A 21295-nucleotide genomic window follows, 5' to 3' on the forward strand; every position below is an offset into this window, starting at 1 on the left:
TTTTATATCAGGTACAACATATTCTGTACATCAGATTTATTGGTTTTAAAAGAAAAGCCAACATACCGTTTAACATAGGCTATTTCACCATTAAATTTAGATCATCGTCATTAAGGAGATTCATTTATAACTTCTTTAACGCGTTCACCCACCTCTTGCCATGCTGAGGCTGCTTGTCTAAAGGCTCGTCTTCCCTTATCTGTAACTGCATACAGTTTTCTTTGTCGGCCATTAACTAGTTCTGTTCTTGACGTAAGATAACCTCCTTGTTCAAACTCTTTTAGCACAGGATAAATGGCGCCTTGTGTTGGCGAACATGAACCTTTAGTACACGTTTCTACCTGCTTTGCTATTTCATAACCATGCAGCTCATCTCTTTGTAATACACATAAAACAAAAAACTTCGACAAGCTCATTTTTATTATACCATTCCAGTACTCCGTGCTTTCATAGTCTGGAGTTAATCTTTTGACAGCTCTGTTAGATTTTTTTTCTAGCATTTAATGTTCCCTATATGTTTGGTTAGTAGTTTAACCGACCACCTACATACAGTTAATGAGGAGAATAAGGTATAGTCTAATAGCTAATGTGATGCTTTTTCAATATAAAGGAATCCAACCGTAGCTATCGCCATAATAGCCATTAAAAAGTATATCGGTAGGCTGTAAGACTGATGCATATTCCATATCATAGCCAATAACCAAGGGGCAAGGGCTTGTGAAAGCAATATCGGTATTGCCATCATACCAGAAACTTGGCCGTAATATTGGCTATGCGTTATAGTTAAAGCACTTAAGCCTTTAATCGTAATTAAAATTCCAACACAACTACCATACGTAATAAACATTAATATGAGTAGCGAAATGCTTTTTATATCCATTAGTAATGTTGCTATTGCAATGAGTATAATGCCACTGGTATAGAGACCAATAATACTTAGTGGGCGAGTAAGGTGTAACCTCTGAAAGCATAAGCGACCTACTAATTGAGCCGGTCCAATAATACTAAGCAGAAATACGGCTTTATCTTTACTTAAATTATTTTCTAATAAAATAGGGTACAAATGTGAAGCTAGCGCTGAAAATGTTAAGCTAAACATAGACAAGCTGATAACATACGCCCAAAAAACTTTATGTGTTAAAAGAGCAAACTTATCTAACCCTACTGTAGTCATTTTTTTAATAGGTGTCGCTTTCTTAGCATCAATAGAGACTAAGTAAAGATAGATTGGAACTAGAATGAACGCAATAATCAAAGCGAGTGTTAACAAAGCACTTCTCCAGCCAATAGATTGAATTAACACCTCGACTAACGGTATATAAACACTTCCAGAAAGCGCAGCGATAACTGAGATAAAAGCAATAGATTTTTTAGCTGTATCACTAGATTGTAACCTTACCAAATAAGCAAATGTTGGTTCATACAAGAGTAATGATTGAGAAATACCAATGAAAATGAATACTAAATAAAGCTCATTTGCATTAGAAACCATTGACCAAGCTATTAAGGAAATAACGGCTAATACTCCCCCTATCGGGAAAACATAAACGCCATGAGTTCCATCCATAAATTTGCCGACAAAATATGTTAGAGAAGAATACACAACTAAAGCAATACTAAACGCTGTGTATAACTCTGTTTTTACAATCCCTAACTCATTTGCCATTGCCCCGCCTATTTGGGGAAAGCTATAAAATAAACTTCCCCATGTACAAATTTGCGCAAATGCTAATAACCAGATAATGGCCGGCTGTTTATTTAGGTGCATTAGAAAACTAGGCTTATATAGAACACGAACGAGTTTCTGTTTTAATTGAAGGTTCTATTTCTTCACCTTTTTCAATATGATTGGCAATAGAATTTAATTGTTCATAACCTGTTTTCATCAAAAATGTTGGCGCTCTACCATAACTTTTATGGCCAACAATAAAAAAATCAGGTTCTGGGTGATAAAGCTGCTTAACACCATGATTAGGTACTGAGCCACAACTATGTAGGTGCGGGTTAATTAAATCGACTAAGTATAGTGGTGCTTCCCAAACAGGGTCTAACTGATATTGGAGCTCACTTATGAATCCTGTTTCAGGTCTAAAACCAGTAGATACAATAATAAAATCAACATTAACATTCATAGTTTCGCCATTAACGTTAATTTCAACGTCCAAGCCATTAGTCACTTTTTTAATAGCACTTATTCGAGAAGGAGCTAATACGCTTATGTGTTCTTTCGAGATTAGGTTTGGTAGGGCTGAATTTAATTCACCACGAGCTTTAATAGCATCGGTATTTTTATCGCTTAAATTATTCAGTATTTTACCACGTCGCATCGCCCATATTACTTCTGTGCTAGGATCATTTTCATGTAAATTATCTAACGCAAACAAAGACGCCATAGCGGAATGCCCACTACCCACCACGAGTACTTTTTTACCAACATATTTTGTCTTATCTTTCCCCGAGATATCAGGAATTCCATAAGAGATATAAGACGCATTTTCTTGTTCACCAGGGACATGAAAGCCATCAACGCCTATGGGATTAGGGCTATTCCAAACACCACTAGCATCAATTACTGCACGAGCCAGTAGCGTGTTATTCTGATCTGATTGAGTATCTTTGAAAGTCACCTTAAATGGTGTATTTTTACGTAACTCAATACTTGTTTTATCTAAATTATGCCTCACCACTTGTACTATCTCAGCCTGCGTATGCAAGTTAGCCTTAATAGCAGGAACCTGTGATAGAGGTAGTAAATAGTTTTCATAAATTTTCTTACCACATGCAATTTCATCATTTTTAGGTGGAGTCCAACCGCATTCAAGGAGCAATGTCTTAGCATCTTCATCTACATTCATTTCCCATGGAGTAAAAACGTTAACATGCCCCCATTCCTTAATAGATGAACCGGCTGTTTGCCCTTTTTCAAATAATGAAAAAGGGATATTCCTAACGGCTAGTTTAGCGGCCATTGCAAGTCCAATTGGCCCCGCACCAATAATGACAACAGGTAATAAATTCATAATAAATCCTACATAAAAGTTTTCATAAAATTGCAAATAACAATAAAAAGTTAAAACCCATTATCCACAGCAAAAGTAGAACAATGGCAATATTTAACAATTACAATATGTCAAACATCAATATATATCAAACATCATTATATTAAAATAAATATCCTCAAATGACTCTAGACAACAATGAATTAACGGTAAAAACGACTGTAAGTGCTTGTGATGGTTACACAAAAATGAAGTTAAAAAGAAGACTAAAAGGACTTGAACCCACGCGAACCTAAATTAACGGAATCACTGGTGATTTCGTGTCGGGGCTGCATAATCAACGGTTAATTAAAGAAATTAGCTTAATAAATGGGGTGGCTAATGGGACTTGAACCCACGCGAACCTAGATTAACGGAATCACTGGTGATTTCGTGTCGGGGCTACATAATCAACGGTTAATTAAAGAAATTAGCTTAATAAATGGGGTGGCTAATGGGACTTGAACCCACGACAACCGGAATCACAATCCGGGGCTCTACCAACTGAGCTATAGCCACCACTGAGTATACTTGAAGCGCCTTCTAGTAAGGCGCGGGGAGTATATTGCATTTATGCGGTGATTGACAAGAAAAATTTTGGTTATTCATTCTTTTTTCAGTGTTTGCATAACGAAGCTGCAACTTGCTACATAATATATGTCCAGATTAACCTCACCTCTAACGTTGCTATTGCCATAATGCCATTAAAACCCAATAGCTTTAAGTTTTTCTCTACTTCTCTATGACTCCCGTATTCATATCAAATAATGCGCTACGATTTGGGTGCTGGTCAGGAAGTGTTTTTTATAAATTTTATAAAACGTTAATACATATTTGTATTAGTAGTTACGCTTTTAAAATAAGATAAAAATATAATACTCTCAATTACCTGAAAATATCTTTACCTGCTTTTAATTTATAATTAGTATAGATTACGAATGGAATTTGTTATTAGGTGGTCGGTTTGTCACATTGTTTGCGTTACTACATTTTTGTTATTGTACTCATAACACACTCATTTAATATAAAAGCAGCATCAATAGATGAAATTTTATGGGAAAATGCACAAAACACCTATCAGTCCACTAAAAAGAAGTTGCAAGATAATTATCAAATTAGCGATGTTTCTCAAATTCTCTCCTCGAAATGTAACATTGATTGGACAAACCGTTATGAAGTGGCTGCCTTAGAGGCTCAAGCATCAGCATTAGATAACACCTATGGCCTTGAATTTCGTGCAGGTTACACTTCTCAAAATATTGAACATAGTATAAATGATGATGACGGTAGTACTTATATGGAACTGTCGTGGGACGTTTTACGAAATGGCTTACGTGAAAATCAATACAAGGCAACAGATTTAAAACGCCAAGCAGCCATTCAAACCTTGTCAGGGAAAGTAAAAAAACAAACATTAGATTACCAGTGCCGTCGCTATCGGATAGGCACTCATTTTGAAGGCATGGAAGCTTATCTCAACTTGTTAAAGTTAGAATTTATGGAAGCAATCTATCAAGTTGAAAATAAAGCTTATTTCTCTGGGGAAAGCTATTTAGATGAGTTACTAATTTCTGAAGAAGATATAATTCTGGCAAGACAAAATTTAGAACGGTTACATAATTCCCCATTCGAATATAAAAACCCAGACACTCTAGTCAATCCCCCTGTAATTAATGTTGACCTTAATGCTTTAATGAAAGCGATTGAAGATAACAAAGAATATTTACAAATTAGACAGTTGAAAAGTTTACAATTACAAGATGAATCGCAATATAACGAATCATTTCTTAATGGTTCTCGCTTCAGACTATTTGTCCGTAAAGAGTATGATATTGCCAGAACGGGTCAAGACGAACTAGTTGCTGGGATGCGCTTTCAGATTCCTATTGTATTTGGTCGTTCAGGTAATCAAACGGAATCAAAATTAAACCAACTAGAAAATGACCTAAATCATGAATTGTGGGAAATCAAAGTTCGTACTCAAGCAGCTTATCAATCATTACAAGAACAACTAGAACGTACAACGAAACAACAATATCGCCTGATGCGCGCTAATGAAAAGATGCGTCGCATTGAGAGTTATCTAGCAATGAAAAAACCATTAGATATTGCTGCGGTTAATGTTCGCCTTCGAAACTATATTGATTCAGCAATAGAATTGATACAAGCCAAAGAAGAATTATACCGTCGGGTTAATGAAATGTTTTTAGTTTCGCGAATTTCTTACAATCCTCGTTTTATCAAAATCAATACATTAAATGAAACAACCTATCGCGCAAGGTCGGGTGAACGATCAGCCTATTTGTGGTCAGATGATTTTAATTAGCCACTAAAGACATTAATCATGTCATGCTTAGTGCAAGTAGCAAAGTTAAACAAGCTAAGCGTTTTCAATTTTTAAAAGATGCTAAAAAACAAAATTTAGTGGTGAGTCACCTACTAGGAGAAGCTGATTGGGCGTTAACTGAAAACCATGATAAAGCGCTTGCAGCCATTGAGTTGCAAAGCCAATATGGTAATAGTATTCACCTTGATATTGAGCCACATACCCTTAGCTCTTTTCAACGTGATAAAACTAAAATTCTTGCTCAATATATTCGCCTATTAGAAAAAGTACGTGAGAGACACCCAATGCTAAACTTAAGTGTTGCTATTCCTCATCATTGGCCAGAAAAAACCTATAAATCATTAGCTGATTACGTTGATCAAGTTTATTTTATGGCTTATGGAAATAATAAATTAGACATTATCGCTGAGCGCACTAAAAATCTGTTAAATTCAATTGCTATAGATAAGCTAGTGCTTGTTTTTAGACAACAAGAATTTGCTAACGAAATAGCATTAGAACAGATCATAAATGACGTAATGCAGTCTACGGGAGTATTCCAATTTGCCGTCCATAAATTGGATATTTACACACAGGAGTAATGATGAAATTACATAATCGCAAAGGTTTTATCAATTCAGCTCCTGAAGGGGAAGCGAAAACGACAAATAAGCCTCGTTTTACCCAATGGATCTACTTTATATTTCTTGCCTTCATGATCGGCTATATTATCTATTTAATAGCTAAACCTTACTTTATCATTACCACAAATGGGATTGTTGATGTTGAAAACAAGTATGTATATGCAGACAGAGCAGGCCTTGTTAAAACAATTAATACAACACCCGAACAGATAATCCAGCAAGGGTCATTGCTCGTTACTTTATCGCCAGAAAAGCAATGTCTTAATACACCTGATACACGCTTAGAGAAACTAGCATATGATATTGAAGTCGCCAAAGCTAAACGACTTGCTTTAACTAAAGAAAAAGAGTATTTGCACTCAACAATAACACCTTCAGAAACACTTCAAAGAGCCTTAGAAATAAATAGTTCATTATTCGTCCAAGAAAATGCACAAAAGCTTAATAAAGAGAAGCAAGAGAAGCTACTTGAATATGAAATTGAAACCAATAGTACGCAAATTAGTGCTATGAATGCTCGATTAGCAAAACTAACAAAAGAGAATAATGAAACCAAACCCAACGCCGAATGTTTAGATAAGTCTATCTATGCACCTAGTAACGGACAGGTATCAAAAATACATGTAGATAACGCCACTTACGTTAAAAGAGGAGATATTTTAATGAGTTACCGTGAATTAGAGCCTGTAGTTAAAGTGGTGATGTTGGCTGATAATGAACTTTACCAAGATCTAATCAAACAACCGGCTTTAACGGTAACTTTTCCTGATCAAACAGAAAGCTTAGCAAAAATTCAACATGTTGAATCTACGGCAAGCAATACCTCTCTATCAGTTAATGAAATTTTATCTAATGAGACAGTTTCCTTACGCGTAATTTTAGTTCCTGCAGATAACCATAGCCAAGCGCTTTGGAAAAAGTATGAAAGAATGTCTGTATCAATACGAGGCGTCCGATGAATAAACAACCGGTACAATTAATTTTTGCAGACACTAATCATCATTACTTATCGAGTAAAACTAATTGGCATGACCTTTTAGCATTAGATTGGGAGCAAGTCTCTTACATTGCCATAGATGCATCAGATATTGATGATGCCTATGAAGCATTATTAAGAATTCGCCAACTTGGCTCAGCAAACATATATTTAAGACCATTAATATTTATAAGCCGCGAATCAAAAGAGCTTTCATGGAAGTGGAAAGCTGCAGATGGTGTTATTAATTTTAAAAATGAAGCACAAATAGATTGGTCTTTTTGGGCTGAACAAGTTGAAAGTTATAACCGTTGGATAAAAAAATTAACTGACGAAGATGAATCTGTTGATGGCCACTTAACGGTTAAAATCCTGCGAATGTTAGTCAGCCGTAATTTAATTGCAGAGCCTTTAGCTACAACAGACATGGTGAGTGGTTTTATTTACCCCAAATTACAGCCCTTTTTTACGCTGAAAGATATGGGGGTGGTTCAAATGTTAGCGTATTTAGAAAAGCAGCAACTATTAATACCTAGTTTTATTGATAAAGCACACTTTTGTAACCATTGTGATAGCGCTTTTTTAAATTTCAAAGAAACTTGCCCGCAATGCCATTCTCATGACTTAGAAACTTTAGAGCTAATTCACCACTTTAAATGTGCCCACACAGCAGACATCACTCAGTTTAAACAAAACGATGGTAGCTTAGTTTGCCCTAAATGTGATCAAACTTTAACACATATAGGAGTTGATTATGATAAACCTTCAACGGTAAATAAATGTCGCACTTGTTCATATGTAGGACAAGATAGTGAAGTTGTCGCTCAATGCTATCAATGCGGTAAAAAAACTAATTCTGAGCATTTAGAAGTGCGGCGCATCAACCGTTACAATATTTCTTCTATTGGCATAAACGCCGCATATTATGGATTAGATACTTATTTCACTAATATACTAGAAACCGAACTACAACTGCTTTCTTTACGAGAATTTGAACTTTTTACCAATATTGAAGCAGCCCGAATTGAGCGTTACAAAAAATCAGAAAGCTCTCTGGCAATTGTACAGTTAATTGAATTAGAAAAGGTTTACTTAGCGTTGGGCAGCAAAGCCAAACAAGTCTTTTCTGAGTTAGCAAGTATCTTTAAAGCTGTATTTAGAGAGTCTGATGTGATTACTGCATACAATGAAAGTATTTTTGCTGTACTGATGACAGAAACCAGTAAAGATAGTGCAGATATAGCATTGAATCGTTTATCTGAATCAGTTAAACAGCTATTTAGTCAAAACTTTGATTCCTTACAAGAAGTGTCAACCAAATCAATACTCGTTAATGCAGAATTAGATATAAAAAGAGTTTTGGATAACTTTTTAAACGCGCAGGAAAATTAACTTGATTGAGCAAGCATTTAGCTTTTTAGCCAATTTAACTACCGCTGAATTGTTTGGGTATTTTTGGCCATTTTTTATTCTAGACATGACTCGTTATGTAATTATTGAGGGATTAGTTTTACTTCATTATTTACCTAAACGTAAACGCATGGTGTCTGAATATCAACAAGCAAAGCAGGCTTTATTTACTCAACGACCTTTGGTATCGATACTTGTGCCAGGTAAGAATGAGGGGCAACATTTACCTAAATTAGTCGAGACTCTTAACAGACAAACCTATTCAAATATTGAACTCATAGTGGTTGACGATGGTTCAGATGATAATACTCCTATTATTTGCCAAGAGTTGAATAAGCGTGGACTTATTAATGTTTTTATTCGTAATGAAGTGCGTGGGGGTAAAGCATCTGCAGCCAACACCGCACTAAATTTTGCGAAAGGAAAATATATTGTTCATATAGATGCTGATTCTCATATGGACAACAATGCGATTGAGACTATCTTAATCCCCTTTTTTATGAATAATGAGGTTGGTTGTGTTGGTGGGGATGTGCGAGTTGCTAACTATGACACTAGCTTGATCACGCAAGTACAAGGTGTTGAGTATACAAAAAGCTTAATGCTTGGACGAACCGTTGCTTCGCAACTAGGTATTTTAAGGATAGTATCAGGAGCTTATGGAGCATTTCGTAAAGACGTACTAGAACAAATAAAAGGTTGGGATGTTGGACCTGGATTAGATGGAGATATTACTTTAAAAGTGCGTAAACTGGGGTATCAGGTCGTACACGAGCCTGCTAGTGTATGTTATACCAATGTCCCCATAACTATAAGAAAATTGGCGAAACAACGTTATCGTTGGGACAAATCAATGATTCGTTTTCGCTTACGTAAACATATAGATATTTTAAAACCTTCGGCTGAATTTAGGTGGAGTAATTTTATTACTGTAGTTGATAATTTAGCCTTTAATTTATTTTTAGATATTAAGTGGTTTATTTATTTCTTTCTCATTATACAACTTAGCTCTGATTACATCGTTTACATTTTAATAATCAATTACAGTCTATACGTGCTTGCAAACCTTGCCCAATGGATTTTTTCAATAATTTTACAAAAACAATTAAGGCAATCACCCTATTACTTATCTTTATTGTTTGTCCCGCTAATGCCATTATATACCGGTATATTTTTAAGGTTTGTCCGAACATTCTCTTATATTATGGAGCTTGTTCATAAACGCTCTTACGATGATAAATGGAACCCTTGGAAAGTATCGAAAGTTGCAAAAGAAAATAAATTATAGTACAATTTTCAACCGTATAGTTGTATCGACACTTTGTCATATACTTAATTTGTGAGTCGAATTTACATGAAAAAATACTTATATTTCATAATTTTATGCTTCATATCATTAGAGTCAATGGCTACTCTTATTCCTCTGAATACATCAAATTGGTCAAATGAACTTGGGCCTTCAAATTCTCGTGATACTGGAAAATGGATTGGTGTTCACAACCAAACACCAGAGAAAAAAGGGAATTCTTCAGGTGCTTTAGTTAGTGATTTTCAATTATTAGGTGATTTTACTTTTAGTGGTTTAGTCACACCGACAAGTATGGATTATGACGATAACGATATTATTGGCATTGTCTTTGGTTGGGAAAATGAGTTAAACCACTATCGCTTAGGTTGGACACAAACACAGGCAATCGGTGTTGATGACCGTTCATATACAGATATAACTGGTCGCACTGGCTTGTTTTTAATTCAAGAAGTCAATGGTCATTCTAGCACTTTATTTAATATTAATGATCTGTTCTGGACTGATGATACAACCTATGAATTTAACATTTCTAGAGAAGATAACTTACTATCGATAGACTTTGGCGGAACAGCATTTGAAGTTGAAAGTTCACAGTTTATTAATGGAAAGGTTGGTATTTATACTGAAAGTCAAACAGCAACCTTTGCGCAATTACAGGTTAACGGTAACGTTATTCAGGTACCAGAACCAATGACTATTGCCATTTTTAGTGTTGCTATGCTGGGATTAGTAACTCGTAAGTTCAGTAGAAGTTAATTCGAATACAACTTTTAACCGATTAAAAAGTACTAAATATCTTTAGTACTTTTTTTACTCATCAATTTCATATCTTCACATTGAATATGAGCGATAAACCAATCTAAAAGAGAATCTAGTACGTCTTGAGATATGTGTTCCAATGCTTCATCTTTATAAAGATATAATTGTTCGATAAAGTGTTTATGTTGTAGTTGATGTAGAAGAATATCCTTTTCATTTAAATGCTTAAAGTAAGGCTCTTCATTAGCAAAGTGATACTTAGTATAGCTAATGAGTTTATCAAATTGTTTCTCTAATAAAATCAATGACTTGTTTTCTTTTATATTTATAGATAATTCATTAATGCACTCTATTATTATCTTATGCTGATTATCTATACTTTCTATACCGACACTTAAGGTCGCATCATCCCATTTAATTAAAGGCATCTATATCCAACTTCCACTGAATTTACGAAATAATCAAACACTAGACTAAGCATAATTGATCTTACCTTTAACGCAAAAAAATTACCTTAAAAGATAAGCGGTAATATATGGGTTAAAAGATCTGAATAATTTGCTATTATAATTACCCTACTACTATGTTCTCTGTGGTGATGTTATGTCGCTAGATAAACTCTCTGATCAGCTAAGCTCAAACACAAAACTACCGCCAGTGGAATTATGGGACCCGCCATATTGCGGTGAAATAAATTTAGTGATTAAAGCTGATGGCAACTGGTTCTATAATGGCACTATATTTAAACGAATGGCTTTAGTAAAACTATTTGCATCAGTTTTAAAACGCGAAGGTGAGGACTATTTCTTAGTAACCCCTGTTGAGAAAGTAAAAATTATCGTTGAAGACGCACCTTTTTTATTAACCCAGTGGCAATGGACAAATAATAACCACATCACTATAAGCGCTAGTACAAACTTAGATGATTATTTTGAAATTAATAGTGAACATCCAGTGGTTATCAATGAAAGTGGCGAGTTATATGTGACTGTACGACGTAATTTATTGGCCAAAGTTCATCGTAATGTTTATTATCAATGGGCAAATATAGCGCAGGAGTCTTCTACCAATGACGGCACCGAACTTGTGTTAACAAGCTCGGGGTATACCTTTAGTTTAGGTAAAATTGATTAATAACGTCTTTTGCACTTATATGACACGAGAAAAACGTTGTTGATTAACATGTTGTTTCATATAGGCATCGAAGCTCATACAGATATTTCTGATCAGCAAACGCGCTTTCTGATTAACCACGATATAGTTTTCACTATTTTCAACTAACTCATCATTAATAAAAGTATTCAACAAGGGTAAATCTTCAGCAAAGTATTGATTAAAATCGATACCATGTTTTTCATTTATATTTTGTTTATCGAGGTAATAATTACACATTAATTCTCGAATAACATCTCCTCGAATAATATCGTCTTTACTTAATGTTAGACCTTTATCTAACGCATGTCCTTGCGCGTCAATAGCTTGGTAATAGGGTATTAGATCTTTGATATTTTGTGAGTAACTATTTCCAATAGCACTTATTGAAGAAACACCTAAACCAAGCAAATCGCAATTACCTCTGGTGGTATAGCCTTGAAAATTACGATGCAAATGTCCTTCTTTTTGGGCGATTGCCAACTCATCAGTAGGTTTTGCAAAATGGTCCATTCCAATAAATTCATAACCATAATCACATAATTTTTCAATTGCTAATTTCATTAGAGCAAATTTTTCATTGGCACTAGGAAGCCACTCATCACGCAGCTTTCGTTGTGCGGCAAAACGACTAGGAATATGGGCATAGCTAAACAAAGAAATACGATCAACGTCCATTTCATAGGCTTTATCTATAGTTCTGGTAAACGTATCGAGGGTTTGGTGTGGTAAACCATAAATTAAATCGACATTTATAGACTTAAATCCTACTTTTTTAGCATGGGTGATAAAGTCACTAATAAACTCAGTTGATTGTAAGCGGTTTATTGCCTTTTGTACTTTTTCATCAATATCTTGTACACCAATACTTAAGCGGTTGAAACCAAGTTGATATAAATGCTCAGCTAAGTTCATTTCTATTTCACGAGGATCAATTTCAATGCTCATTTCAAGTTCATTAGCAAAATTGAATTCTTGTTTAAGTAAGGATACTAGCTTGGTAATTTGAGCATGGGTTAAAAAGCTTGGTGTACCACCGCCCCAATGTAATTGTTTAACGGTATAGTCTTGAAATAGTGGCGCACGCGAGGCTATTTCTTTTGCTAATATTGCTAAATAATCATCGGCTTTACTACGATGACGAGTAATAATTTTATTACAACCGCAGTAATAACAGAGGCTATGACAAAATGGAATATGTACATACAACGACAACTCCCTGTTGTTTGAATGTTCAATAGCCGTAACAAGATCGTTATGGGTAAAGTTATCACTAAATTCCAACGCCGTAGGATATGACGTATATCGAGGACCACTAGTATTGTATTTATTTAATAAACCTTTATCGAAAAATTGATCTGCTTTCATCACTATTCCTACTCTTCAAACTTAAGGCATTTTAATGCAACGCATTTTAAAAATAGTTGATCGGGCGCAAGATTAAGGCAATAAAAAACCAGCGACTAAGCCGCTGGTTTTCAGTGACGTATATTATTACACGTATGTTATTACTGTGAAGAGATCGTCATTTCAGCAATCTTATTCGCTTCAATATCCGCCTCTTTGAATATGAGTGGACGTAATTGAGGTTGTGCAGAATAAAGCAATGATTGATCTGTGTTATGTTCACTGCCATAAACATGAGATTGAGAATAGCTCAATAAACCTTTCGCTACTGGGCCGTCATCAGTAAAGTTAACAACACTCATCCAACTACTACCGTATCCGATATGATACCCTTTGGCTTCTTCACTTAAAATTGACGTTCCATCTTGTGCTGGATAAACATGACGAGGTAATAACGTACCATCATTGTCTGTGCGTGTAGTAAATACGTTAAAGCCACCTTCGATATTATGCGCGCCGGCCCAGGCAATTTTCTCACCGCTTGCACTACCGTCGGCTTTACTGCGCTCAACAAACTGTACTTCATCTAAAGTTGCATCAAGTGCAATGCCAGCCATTTCTATTTTATTAATGGCTTGTGCAAACTGTGCTAGTGTTGTGCTGTTATTAGCTAAGCCTGAGGGAGTATTTAATGGATCATTAGCATCAAAGGGAGTAATCCACTGTGGATCACGATTAAACTGGAAAGCAAATTCGCGAAATACATGTGCCGCGACACTACCTTTATTCATGGTACCATCCCAAAGAGCTAAGGCACTACAACCCGCACTAATATCGATACCATTTACTGGAGTATCACCTTGAGCACTACAAATAGTTAATAGTTCATTAAGAACGGTTTCACTTAAAAAGCTTCTATTTCCCACTAATGCCTGTTCTACTTCTGCTAGAGAAAATAAATTATCAGCGCCAGCTGCATCATTCAATAATGTATGTCCCATGCGAGAGCGTAATGATTGCTGAGTATTAACATTTCCATATAATGGAGATACTCCTACAATTGGCATCTCGGCATTGGTTAACCAGAAACTATCATTTGAATTTTGTACATAATCAGTGCCGCTATATTTAGGTGCTTTATCGTATGGAACGGCATCATCAAAAATGAACGCTGAAATATTCCCTGGTAATACAGTAAAGCCTGCAGCTTGCTTAATACCAATTAGCTGAGGATTCGTTGTTAAATTAGTAATTGCAGTATCGCTTAGGTTAGGTACAGTTGAATCATCGATATAGAACACATTGCCATCTTTATCAGCAGACATGGTATTGTTAAAAATAACGCCGTCATAGTCGATAAAAGCTTGTTTAAACTCATCAAGATCAGACGCCACATTCATTGCTAACCAATGGTCGATAATGTCTAAATTTTGCTTGTTAGCATCTTTTATCGCAAAAGCATTAGTACTTGTCCATTCGAAGTTACCTGGAACAACGATCATAGGTCCTTGCAAAGTTGAGTAACTTTTCTTCGCAAGTTCAATCGTTACGCCTGGTGCAACCGCTACATCTATCACAAGCTCTTTAACATCTATAGCGCGTGGAGAACCATCAACCGATTGATTTAATAGCCCAGGTAGGCTGTTATCTATGGTTAATTGGTAAACGACAAAATGCTCAGCAGTAGAAAATGTATGTGTCCATGCAACATTTTCATTAAAACCAATATTGATCACGCCCGGCATACCCATTAATGAGCCACCCATTACATTTAAATGTCCAGGAATTGTGGTATGGAACTGCCAAAAACGTAAATTACCTGTATGTGGAAAATGCGGATTGGCTAGTACCATACCTTTACCATTTTCCGTTTTATCTTTACCTAAGCCCCAACCATTTGACCCCATATCACTTGGATTTTTTTCTGGCATTTTAATTTTTGGTTGAATCTTCATTGGCGCAGATGCGGCGGCAGAAACCGTATAAGGTAAAAAGCTTTCTCCTGGAGGTGCGGCTAAAAACATTGGGCCAAGAAAATTAGACGCGCCAGGTAATAAAGCGACACCTAAGGAATAAGTCAACATATCAATATCAGTAATTGGCTGTACCCAAGGTTGCCCTGCACATGAAGCATCAATATTATCAACACCCGTATCTGCTAAATATTTGTTATAGCCTTGTGCGTAACCCGATAACAAAGCTTGGCTATTAACAGACATTAAACGGATATTTTTTTCCGCTTGTGCTCTTATTTCTAACGCTAAATAACCAAAGTCATTAATTAAATGCTCAGAGTCTCCTGAGCCAGGTGTCATATCAGGACCATAATACTTAGATCTCTGTGAGTTATATTTAAGAATTTGATCTGCTAATACACAGATATTGTCTTGAGCAAAGGCATAACCAACACCATAAGATAAACTCTGTAGATTATCAGCAGTTACATGCGGCACACCATAATCAGTCCAACGAATATTGGCGCTAAGTACGCCATCGGTATCAAAAGCTGGAATGGGATCAGGTGAGGTAGGTGTTGTAGGCTCTGTTGGCTGAGTAGGCTCATAGGTTGAGCTATTATTATATTTAAAATCTCCACCACATGCAGCGAGTAAACACGCTAAACTTAGAGCCGATACAGGCATAGCTAAGTGCTTAAATTTATTTTTCAAAACAAGTCCCCCAAGGATAATGTAATTTTATTATTGGCAAATTTTTTAATTTAACTTTTAGTATAGACGTAATTTTACATCACGCTTAATCTGCTCTTACCAGTTTGTATCATACTTATTTATCTTTGTACATTGGTACGAACAATGTGAATAATTTGGCCCATTTATTAAAGCGCAGAAACAAAAAAGCACGGATAATCCGTGCTCTAAAAAATAGAAAACCTTTATTATGAAATGATTACGATTTTATCTAAGGCGTATTGATGAAGTGATGTCAGCTCTTTTACGATAGTTGGCGTTAATCTCGCCTCTGCTTTAGTGCGTTCTAAATCTAATTTCATACGCTCTTGCTTGGCTAATTTTTTACGCTCCTGCATAATCGGCATATGCTTTATGGCATGATAAAGTTCGAAAATAGCAGGAAACTCTTGCTCCAAACCTTCTGCGGTTTTTAAAGAGTCAAGTAATACACTTAAACGCCAGCAGCCCTCTGAATAATCACATTGATCTTCTTTCATTGCTCGAACAATGATCACCACACTATTAAGTACTTTAGTATCATGTTCATTATGTGCTTTTTTATTGGCTCGTAAAATCTCATCTTGAAGTTGTGTTTGTCTACGTAATTGAAATAATAGTTTTCCTGCATAAAACGACAAGGCGGCAATAATGACAACAGCACAAACAATTAGTATAACACTATAATTCTCGAACATAATTTCCTCAAACTTAGAATAACTTATTCAAAATCAGACAAATTAGGCTTATCTAACTTATCCCATAGTGCTTCTTCATCAATTGCATCAGAATGTTTAGTTGCTGTGTTCTCATCATCTTCGTTATCCCAGCCAAGTATTTCTCGTAATACTTCATGACGTGCCATTTTTTCATTGAAAAAATCAACTTCATTTTCAGTTAACGCAATATTATCTTCTTGCTTTGCCAAAATAGTTTGTAAATAGCTATCATCTTCAATGGCGTAAAGTTCTTGTTTAAGTGCTTCAATGTCCATTGAAACAGCCTCTGATTGCACTTCACGTATTGGTGCAACAGACATTTTCTTACTCGATTTAGCTTGAGGTTTTTCTGTTACTGCGGCTACCGGCTTACCTAGATCAATTGGCTTTTTACTACCAATTCTTGGGTCTTTAGCTTGGTTATTAACTTGAGAGGTTTGTTTTACTTGAATCGCTTCTTTCTGGCGATTACCTGATTGCTTACCGTTTTTTTTCTTTGGCTTTCGATCACTAGCAACAATTTCCCTTTTTTTGTCTTCTTTAGAGGCAATTGTGGGCACAAAACTAGGTTTTCTCGATTTTTTAATGCGACTCATGGTTTTCAAATTTATTAATAAGTATGCATCTATTTTACGACATAAAATAGACAATGGTTAGTAGATAGGAAAAAATCTTTTGTAAAAAGAAAAAAACGATGGGGAGGCCATCGTTTTAGGATAAAATAATTGTGAATATTCAGCAATTATATCAAGTTCCAATTCTGAAGTGGTTATCCAAACCTATTAGTACAATCCCTGTGATCTCTGACAGTAATCCTATTTTTATTAGCGCATTCCTAGCTATTTATTTTTTTCGGTCATCCTAACGCTTTTTTGGGCTTTCCGTATGTCCTCCAGGACAAAGTAGTAGCAATCTTCCTGATTTAAGGTAATCATCCATATTCGAATATTTAGTTTTTACGTTATAAAAACTGTTCGCTTTCCTTGTGTTTTTATGTCCTTTTTCTTTAGTTGAATTAATCAACTGCTAGATACTTTACGCAAGTGAAATAATACAGCAAGTAAAATATTACAATTAATTACAAAATTTAATTCGTAATTTACTAACTGACTGTATTTTAAATAAATTTATTTTTATTTGTGAAATACAGATATAATGAGAATGTAATTCAATAGCCAATGTCTTACAAAAAATATGGTCATTATATTAATATTAGACAAATTCTTTTTATACGAAATATTTCGTTGGATATATTATTCGCTTATTATTCCCTCAATTTAATGATTAATCTCTCAATAACTTTAGCGACAACCTCTGGCTGTTGAAACATGATTAAGTGATCACCGTCATTAATAGCTAAATATTCACCACCACTATTTTTTGCGATATAACAGCTCCATTCATCACCTTCTGTTTGCCATTTTTTAATTGCTGCGTAATTTTCAGTTTCTGGTGTTATATCGTGTAATTCAAAATCTGTATTAATAACTGAAATAGGAATATCCCAGTTCATTCCTTGTTTTTCAGCCAGGATTAAATCTTGATGATAATGAGCTATTTCACGGGCAACTGTTTGTTGATTAGTTATACTTATGCGTTGTTGTTGAACTGCTTTAAAATAAGGCCAATCCATTAATGAGCCATATGATGCTGGGATCAACTTCTCAATTGTTAGTACTTGAGTTGTATTACGCTTTACTGTTTTTTCTGTCCAATTACTGCCTGCAATATGTGGAAGTAATTGAGTAATATTTTTTTGATACCAGCTTGCTGGATAATCAGCATATAAGCTAATTGAATGCGGTAAAATAATATCAGGATCAATCCAAACCATGCCTTTTACATTTAAATCTTTCAGCATGTCTCCTAAAAGTATGCTGGTTATATTACTGCTCGCAAAATTAACAAAGATAATATCGTCTAAGTTAAGTGTTTTTATGAGAGCCTTTAGATCTTGTGCAAATAATTGGTAGGAGGCTTGTTCTGATGTTGTACTCCAAGCATTTCCTGCACGGTCAACACTGATAACGTGATTTTTTTCTGCAAGAAGCGGTTGTAATAAAGAAAACCAAGCACTATCGCTATGCCAATGCTGATTCGGACCCGAGAGCAAAATAATTGTTGGCTGATGGCTTTCACTTCCCATCGTTCGAATATGTATCTGGCGCTTACCTATATCAACTAATGAGGAGAACTCAGGTAACTGAGCTGCCCATGATGATGTAGCGTAAATGGTAGATAATAAACAAACTAGTATGTATTTCATTTGTGAAACTCGTTTATGGTAATGTTCCAAGCAATAGTGTCGTAAGAAACATAATAAATATAGACAAAATATATACTTAGTTACATTTTAAAATTATAAAAAAACCGACAATATTGTCGGTTTTAATCGTAATAGTCATTATTAATAACTTTATTCGTGTAGCCAAGCAGCATGACGTGGTGCTTTTTTTGTAACAGACCATTCTTCGATCATGTCTTGAGCCACATCATTTAATTGTTTGTATTGTTCAACCGTTCCTGTATTAGCCGCTAACTCTAAACGATGGCCATTTGGATCAAAAAAGTAAATTGATTTAAATACCCCATGGTTTACCGGTCCAAGTACATCAAGTCCTTTGCTTTTTAACGACTCTTTTGCTTCCACTAAGGCATTTAAATCTTTAACTTGTAATGCAATGTGTTGTACCCATGCTGGCGTATTTTCATCTCGACCCATTTCGTCTGAATTTGGTAACTCGAAAAATGCTAATACATTCCCCATACCCGCATCTAAAAATATATGCATATAAGGATCTGGGGCTTTAGTCGATGGAACTTCGTCTTCAGCAATTGCTAAGGTTAAGTCCATGTTTAGCATATTCTTATACCATTGGACTGTTTCTTTCGCGTCTTTACAGCGATAAGCAACGTGGTGAATTTTTTCTATTTTAATCATAACAACCTACGCTCTACATGAGATTCACTAATAATGACTATTTTTACATAAAGTATGAATAGTCACTATTATTCGTGATTAATTGTTATGGTGTAGAATGTCAGCAAAACACTACGCTAGACTTTATCTATAATTGTTTGCCACTGCTTTATTTTATCAATCTCGATAACTTTTAATGTCAGTGCAGTTTCAGGAGAGTCTGTAAAAGCTATTGCCGTTTTTACTAGCTTATCGTCTCTAAAGTAATGACAATCAATCAAAGTATTAGATGGCAAGTGCTCCGCTAGGCTTTGTATATTAGTTGTTGTTACTTTTAAATTATCTATTGCAATAATAATATCATTTACAGCTAATCCCGCGCTATTAGCGGGTGAGTCTTCTAATATTTGGGTTACCTTTAAACCATGTTCACTCGCTTTAAATTGTAAGCCTAGGTATGGAATATAATCTTTACATTCAGTTGATTCGAGGCTAGCCAAATTTTTAAATTTTTGCGTAACTTGCTTTACACCAAATTTTTCAAGTAACTGGGCTAAATCAATTCGCTTTGCTTGATTGAGTAACTCACTAAACTGTTCTCCAATCTCTTCACCACAAAGCTTATTAGCAATTTCAATATAAGCGAGTGTCGTTGTACCTATATTTTTTCGACCAAAATTAAACCAAATTTCACGCATTAGTGTATCTAAACTGTACTTTTGCTTTGATTTATCACGAATGGTTAAGTCTAACCACAACGCAATAATGGCACCTTTTAAATAATAACTAACAATGTGATTAACCGCTTCTGGCCCTTGTTGATAAAATTTAGTCCAGGCATAGTAACTTGAGTCAGCGACACTTTGTTTTAGCTCACCATTGCCTCGATTAATTCGGGTCATTACTTTGCTCAATATTTGTAAATAAGCTTCAAAATCTATGATGCCAGCACGATAAAGGGAAAAATCATCATAATATGAAGTAATACCTTCAAATGCCCATAATTGTTCGGTATACGATTCTTTAGATAAGTCGTAAGGTACGAATTCTTCAGGTTTTATTCGACAGACATTCCACGCATGAAAATATTCATGCGAACATAAACTTAAAAACGTTTGGTATTGCTCTGTTAATTCTTCAGGCTTATTAGGATTGGGCAAATCAAAGCGACTGGTTTGTAAAATAGTCGAATTTTTATGTTCTAAACCGCCAAAACCATCAGCCAGTAAATGGGTAATAAACCAATATTCACTAAAAGGCGCATGAGTGAATAAATCAATGTGATGCTGGCACAGCTTGGTGACATCTTTTACGATGCGCTCACGGTCTCCATAATGTTTGCTAGTAAACACCATGTGATGGCGAATGCCATTTACGTCAAACTCAAACGCATCAAAATCACCTATCGCAACAGGGCAATCAATTAGTTCGTCATAGTTAGCCGCTTGATATTGACCAAATTGATACTTTTCCGTTGAAGAAGAGCGTGTCATTCCTGTTGCTACTCGCCATGTTTCTTGTTGTGCTACAGTGTGGATTGTCAATTCACATGGCACATTCAGCAATTCTTTAATGGCTAAAAACGTGGAACTACCATTAAAAAATCCTCGCTGATTATCTAAATAAGCGGTTCTTACTGACAAGTCAAAAGCGAAGACTTGATAGTGTATAGATAATTTTTCATCGGTCGCAGTAACCTGCCAGCTTTGTTTGTCTTTTTTGTGTAATTCAAGTGGGTTATTTTGGCTATCTTTTACTGAAAGTTGATGGATGTTTTTCGCAAAGTCTCTGATCATATAACTGCCAGGTAACCAAGCAGGTAGACTTAAATTGTAGGTTTGATTGGCATTAGTTTCAAAGTTAATGCTGACATCAAATAAGTGGCTATTGAAGTTATCGGCGGAAATAGTGTAATAAACGGTCATAAGTACATTGAAGAAAATAAATTTTCTTCAATGTACCAGAAATAGTCTTAATTAACGCTATCAGACTGATAAAATTTTACTTT

At 35.3% G+C, this 21295-nt stretch carries 18 protein-coding genes and 1 tRNA gene; 7 read left to right on the forward strand and 12 right to left on the reverse strand.

Going from position 1 to position 21295, the window contains the following annotated elements:
* Positions 1–110: 110 nt before the first annotated feature.
* The 4 genes from IE155_RS08655 to IE155_RS08670 all read right to left on the reverse strand — a co-directional run bounded on the left by IE155_RS08655 (position 111) and on the right by IE155_RS08670 (position 3557).
* Entirely contained in the window at positions 111–416 is a 306-nt protein-coding gene (locus IE155_RS08655; protein ID WP_189377856.1) for a PadR family transcriptional regulator, read from the reverse strand.
* 167 nt (positions 417–583) lie between these two features.
* Positions 584–1768: an MFS transporter gene (locus IE155_RS08660; protein WP_189377857.1), complete on the reverse strand. Its 1185-nt coding sequence runs from the start codon at positions 1766–1768 to the stop codon at positions 584–586.
* A gap of 13 nt (positions 1769–1781) precedes the next feature.
* Positions 1782–3020 carry an NAD(P)-binding domain-containing protein gene (locus IE155_RS08665; RefSeq protein ID WP_189377858.1) on the reverse strand — a complete coding sequence of 413 codons (1239 nt, stop codon included), beginning with the start codon at positions 3018–3020 and terminating at the stop codon, positions 1782–1784.
* Between the two features lie 461 nt (positions 3021–3481).
* Positions 3482–3557, reverse strand: a tRNA-His gene (locus tag IE155_RS08670).
* A 445-nt stretch (positions 3558–4002) separates the two neighbouring features.
* Here IE155_RS08670 and IE155_RS08675 point away from each other — a divergent pair.
* The 6 genes from IE155_RS08675 to IE155_RS08700 all read left to right on the forward strand — a co-directional run bounded on the left by IE155_RS08675 (position 4003) and on the right by IE155_RS08700 (position 10459).
* Complete coding sequence (locus IE155_RS08675; RefSeq protein WP_189377859.1) at positions 4003–5364, forward strand: hypothetical protein; 1362 nt, start codon at positions 4003–4005, stop codon at positions 5362–5364.
* A 23-nt stretch (positions 5365–5387) separates the two neighbouring features.
* On the forward strand, positions 5388–5966 hold the full coding sequence (locus IE155_RS08680) for a hypothetical protein (protein WP_189377860.1): 579 nt from the start codon (positions 5388–5390) through the stop codon (positions 5964–5966).
* A 2-nt stretch (positions 5967–5968) separates the two neighbouring features.
* Positions 5969–6967, forward strand: coding sequence for an HlyD family secretion protein (locus IE155_RS08685; protein ID WP_189377861.1), 999 nt, complete (start codon positions 5969–5971; stop codon positions 6965–6967).
* The gene (locus IE155_RS08690; RefSeq protein ID WP_189377862.1) at positions 6964–8376 is read left to right on the forward strand and encodes a TackOD1 domain-containing metal-binding protein; all 1413 of its coding nucleotides are present in this window, start codon (positions 6964–6966) and stop codon (positions 8374–8376) included. The genes IE155_RS08685 and IE155_RS08690 overlap by 4 nt, the downstream gene beginning before the upstream one ends.
* Before the next feature lies 1 nt (position 8377).
* Positions 8378–9682, forward strand: a complete 1305-nt coding sequence (locus IE155_RS08695) for a glycosyltransferase family 2 protein (protein WP_229817164.1) — start codon at positions 8378–8380, stop codon at positions 9680–9682.
* Positions 9683–9799: 117 nt separating this feature from the next.
* Positions 9800–10459 carry a PEP-CTERM sorting domain-containing protein gene (locus IE155_RS08700; RefSeq protein WP_189377863.1) on the forward strand — a complete coding sequence of 220 codons (660 nt, stop codon included), beginning with the start codon at positions 9800–9802 and terminating at the stop codon, positions 10457–10459.
* 32 nt (positions 10460–10491) lie between these two features.
* Here the strand turns inward: IE155_RS08700 and IE155_RS08705 are convergent, their stop codons facing one another.
* Positions 10492–10890 (reverse strand): bacteriohemerythrin, encoded by a 399-nt coding sequence (locus IE155_RS08705; protein ID WP_189377864.1) that lies wholly within the window; start codon positions 10888–10890, stop codon positions 10492–10494.
* A gap of 175 nt (positions 10891–11065) precedes the next feature.
* Between IE155_RS08705 and IE155_RS08710 the strand changes: the two genes are divergently transcribed.
* Complete coding sequence (locus IE155_RS08710; RefSeq protein ID WP_189377865.1) at positions 11066–11596, forward strand: DUF1285 domain-containing protein; 531 nt, start codon at positions 11066–11068, stop codon at positions 11594–11596.
* Positions 11597–11611: 15 nt separating this feature from the next.
* Here the strand turns inward: IE155_RS08710 and hemN are convergent, their stop codons facing one another.
* The 7 genes from hemN to IE155_RS08745 form a co-directional block, all read right to left on the reverse strand.
* A complete protein-coding gene (hemN, locus tag IE155_RS08715; RefSeq protein ID WP_189377866.1) occupies positions 11612–12982 on the reverse strand; it encodes an oxygen-independent coproporphyrinogen III oxidase in 1371 nt (456 codons plus the stop codon).
* 140 nt (positions 12983–13122) lie between these two features.
* The gene (locus tag IE155_RS08720; RefSeq protein WP_189378072.1) at positions 13123–15603 is read right to left on the reverse strand and encodes an acylase; all 2481 of its coding nucleotides are present in this window, start codon (positions 15601–15603) and stop codon (positions 13123–13125) included.
* 254 nt (positions 15604–15857) lie between these two features.
* Entirely contained in the window at positions 15858–16346 is a 489-nt protein-coding gene (locus tag IE155_RS08725; RefSeq protein ID WP_189377867.1) for a DUF2489 domain-containing protein, read from the reverse strand.
* A gap of 23 nt (positions 16347–16369) precedes the next feature.
* Complete coding sequence (gene yihI / locus IE155_RS08730; RefSeq protein ID WP_189377868.1) at positions 16370–16963, reverse strand: Der GTPase-activating protein YihI; 594 nt, start codon at positions 16961–16963, stop codon at positions 16370–16372.
* 668 nt (positions 16964–17631) lie between these two features.
* Positions 17632–18633 carry an alpha/beta fold hydrolase gene (locus tag IE155_RS08735; RefSeq protein WP_189377869.1) on the reverse strand — a complete coding sequence of 334 codons (1002 nt, stop codon included), beginning with the start codon at positions 18631–18633 and terminating at the stop codon, positions 17632–17634.
* A gap of 150 nt (positions 18634–18783) precedes the next feature.
* Entirely contained in the window at positions 18784–19308 is a 525-nt protein-coding gene (locus tag IE155_RS08740; RefSeq protein WP_189377870.1) for a VOC family protein, read from the reverse strand.
* A 116-nt stretch (positions 19309–19424) separates the two neighbouring features.
* A complete protein-coding gene (locus tag IE155_RS08745) occupies positions 19425–21212 on the reverse strand; it encodes a M61 family metallopeptidase (RefSeq protein WP_189377871.1) in 1788 nt (595 codons plus the stop codon).
* Between the last annotated feature and the right edge of the window lie 83 nt (positions 21213–21295).

Source organism: Thalassotalea profundi, assembly GCF_014653195.1.
GTDB lineage: Bacteria > Pseudomonadota > Gammaproteobacteria > Enterobacterales > Alteromonadaceae > Thalassotalea_B > Thalassotalea_B profundi.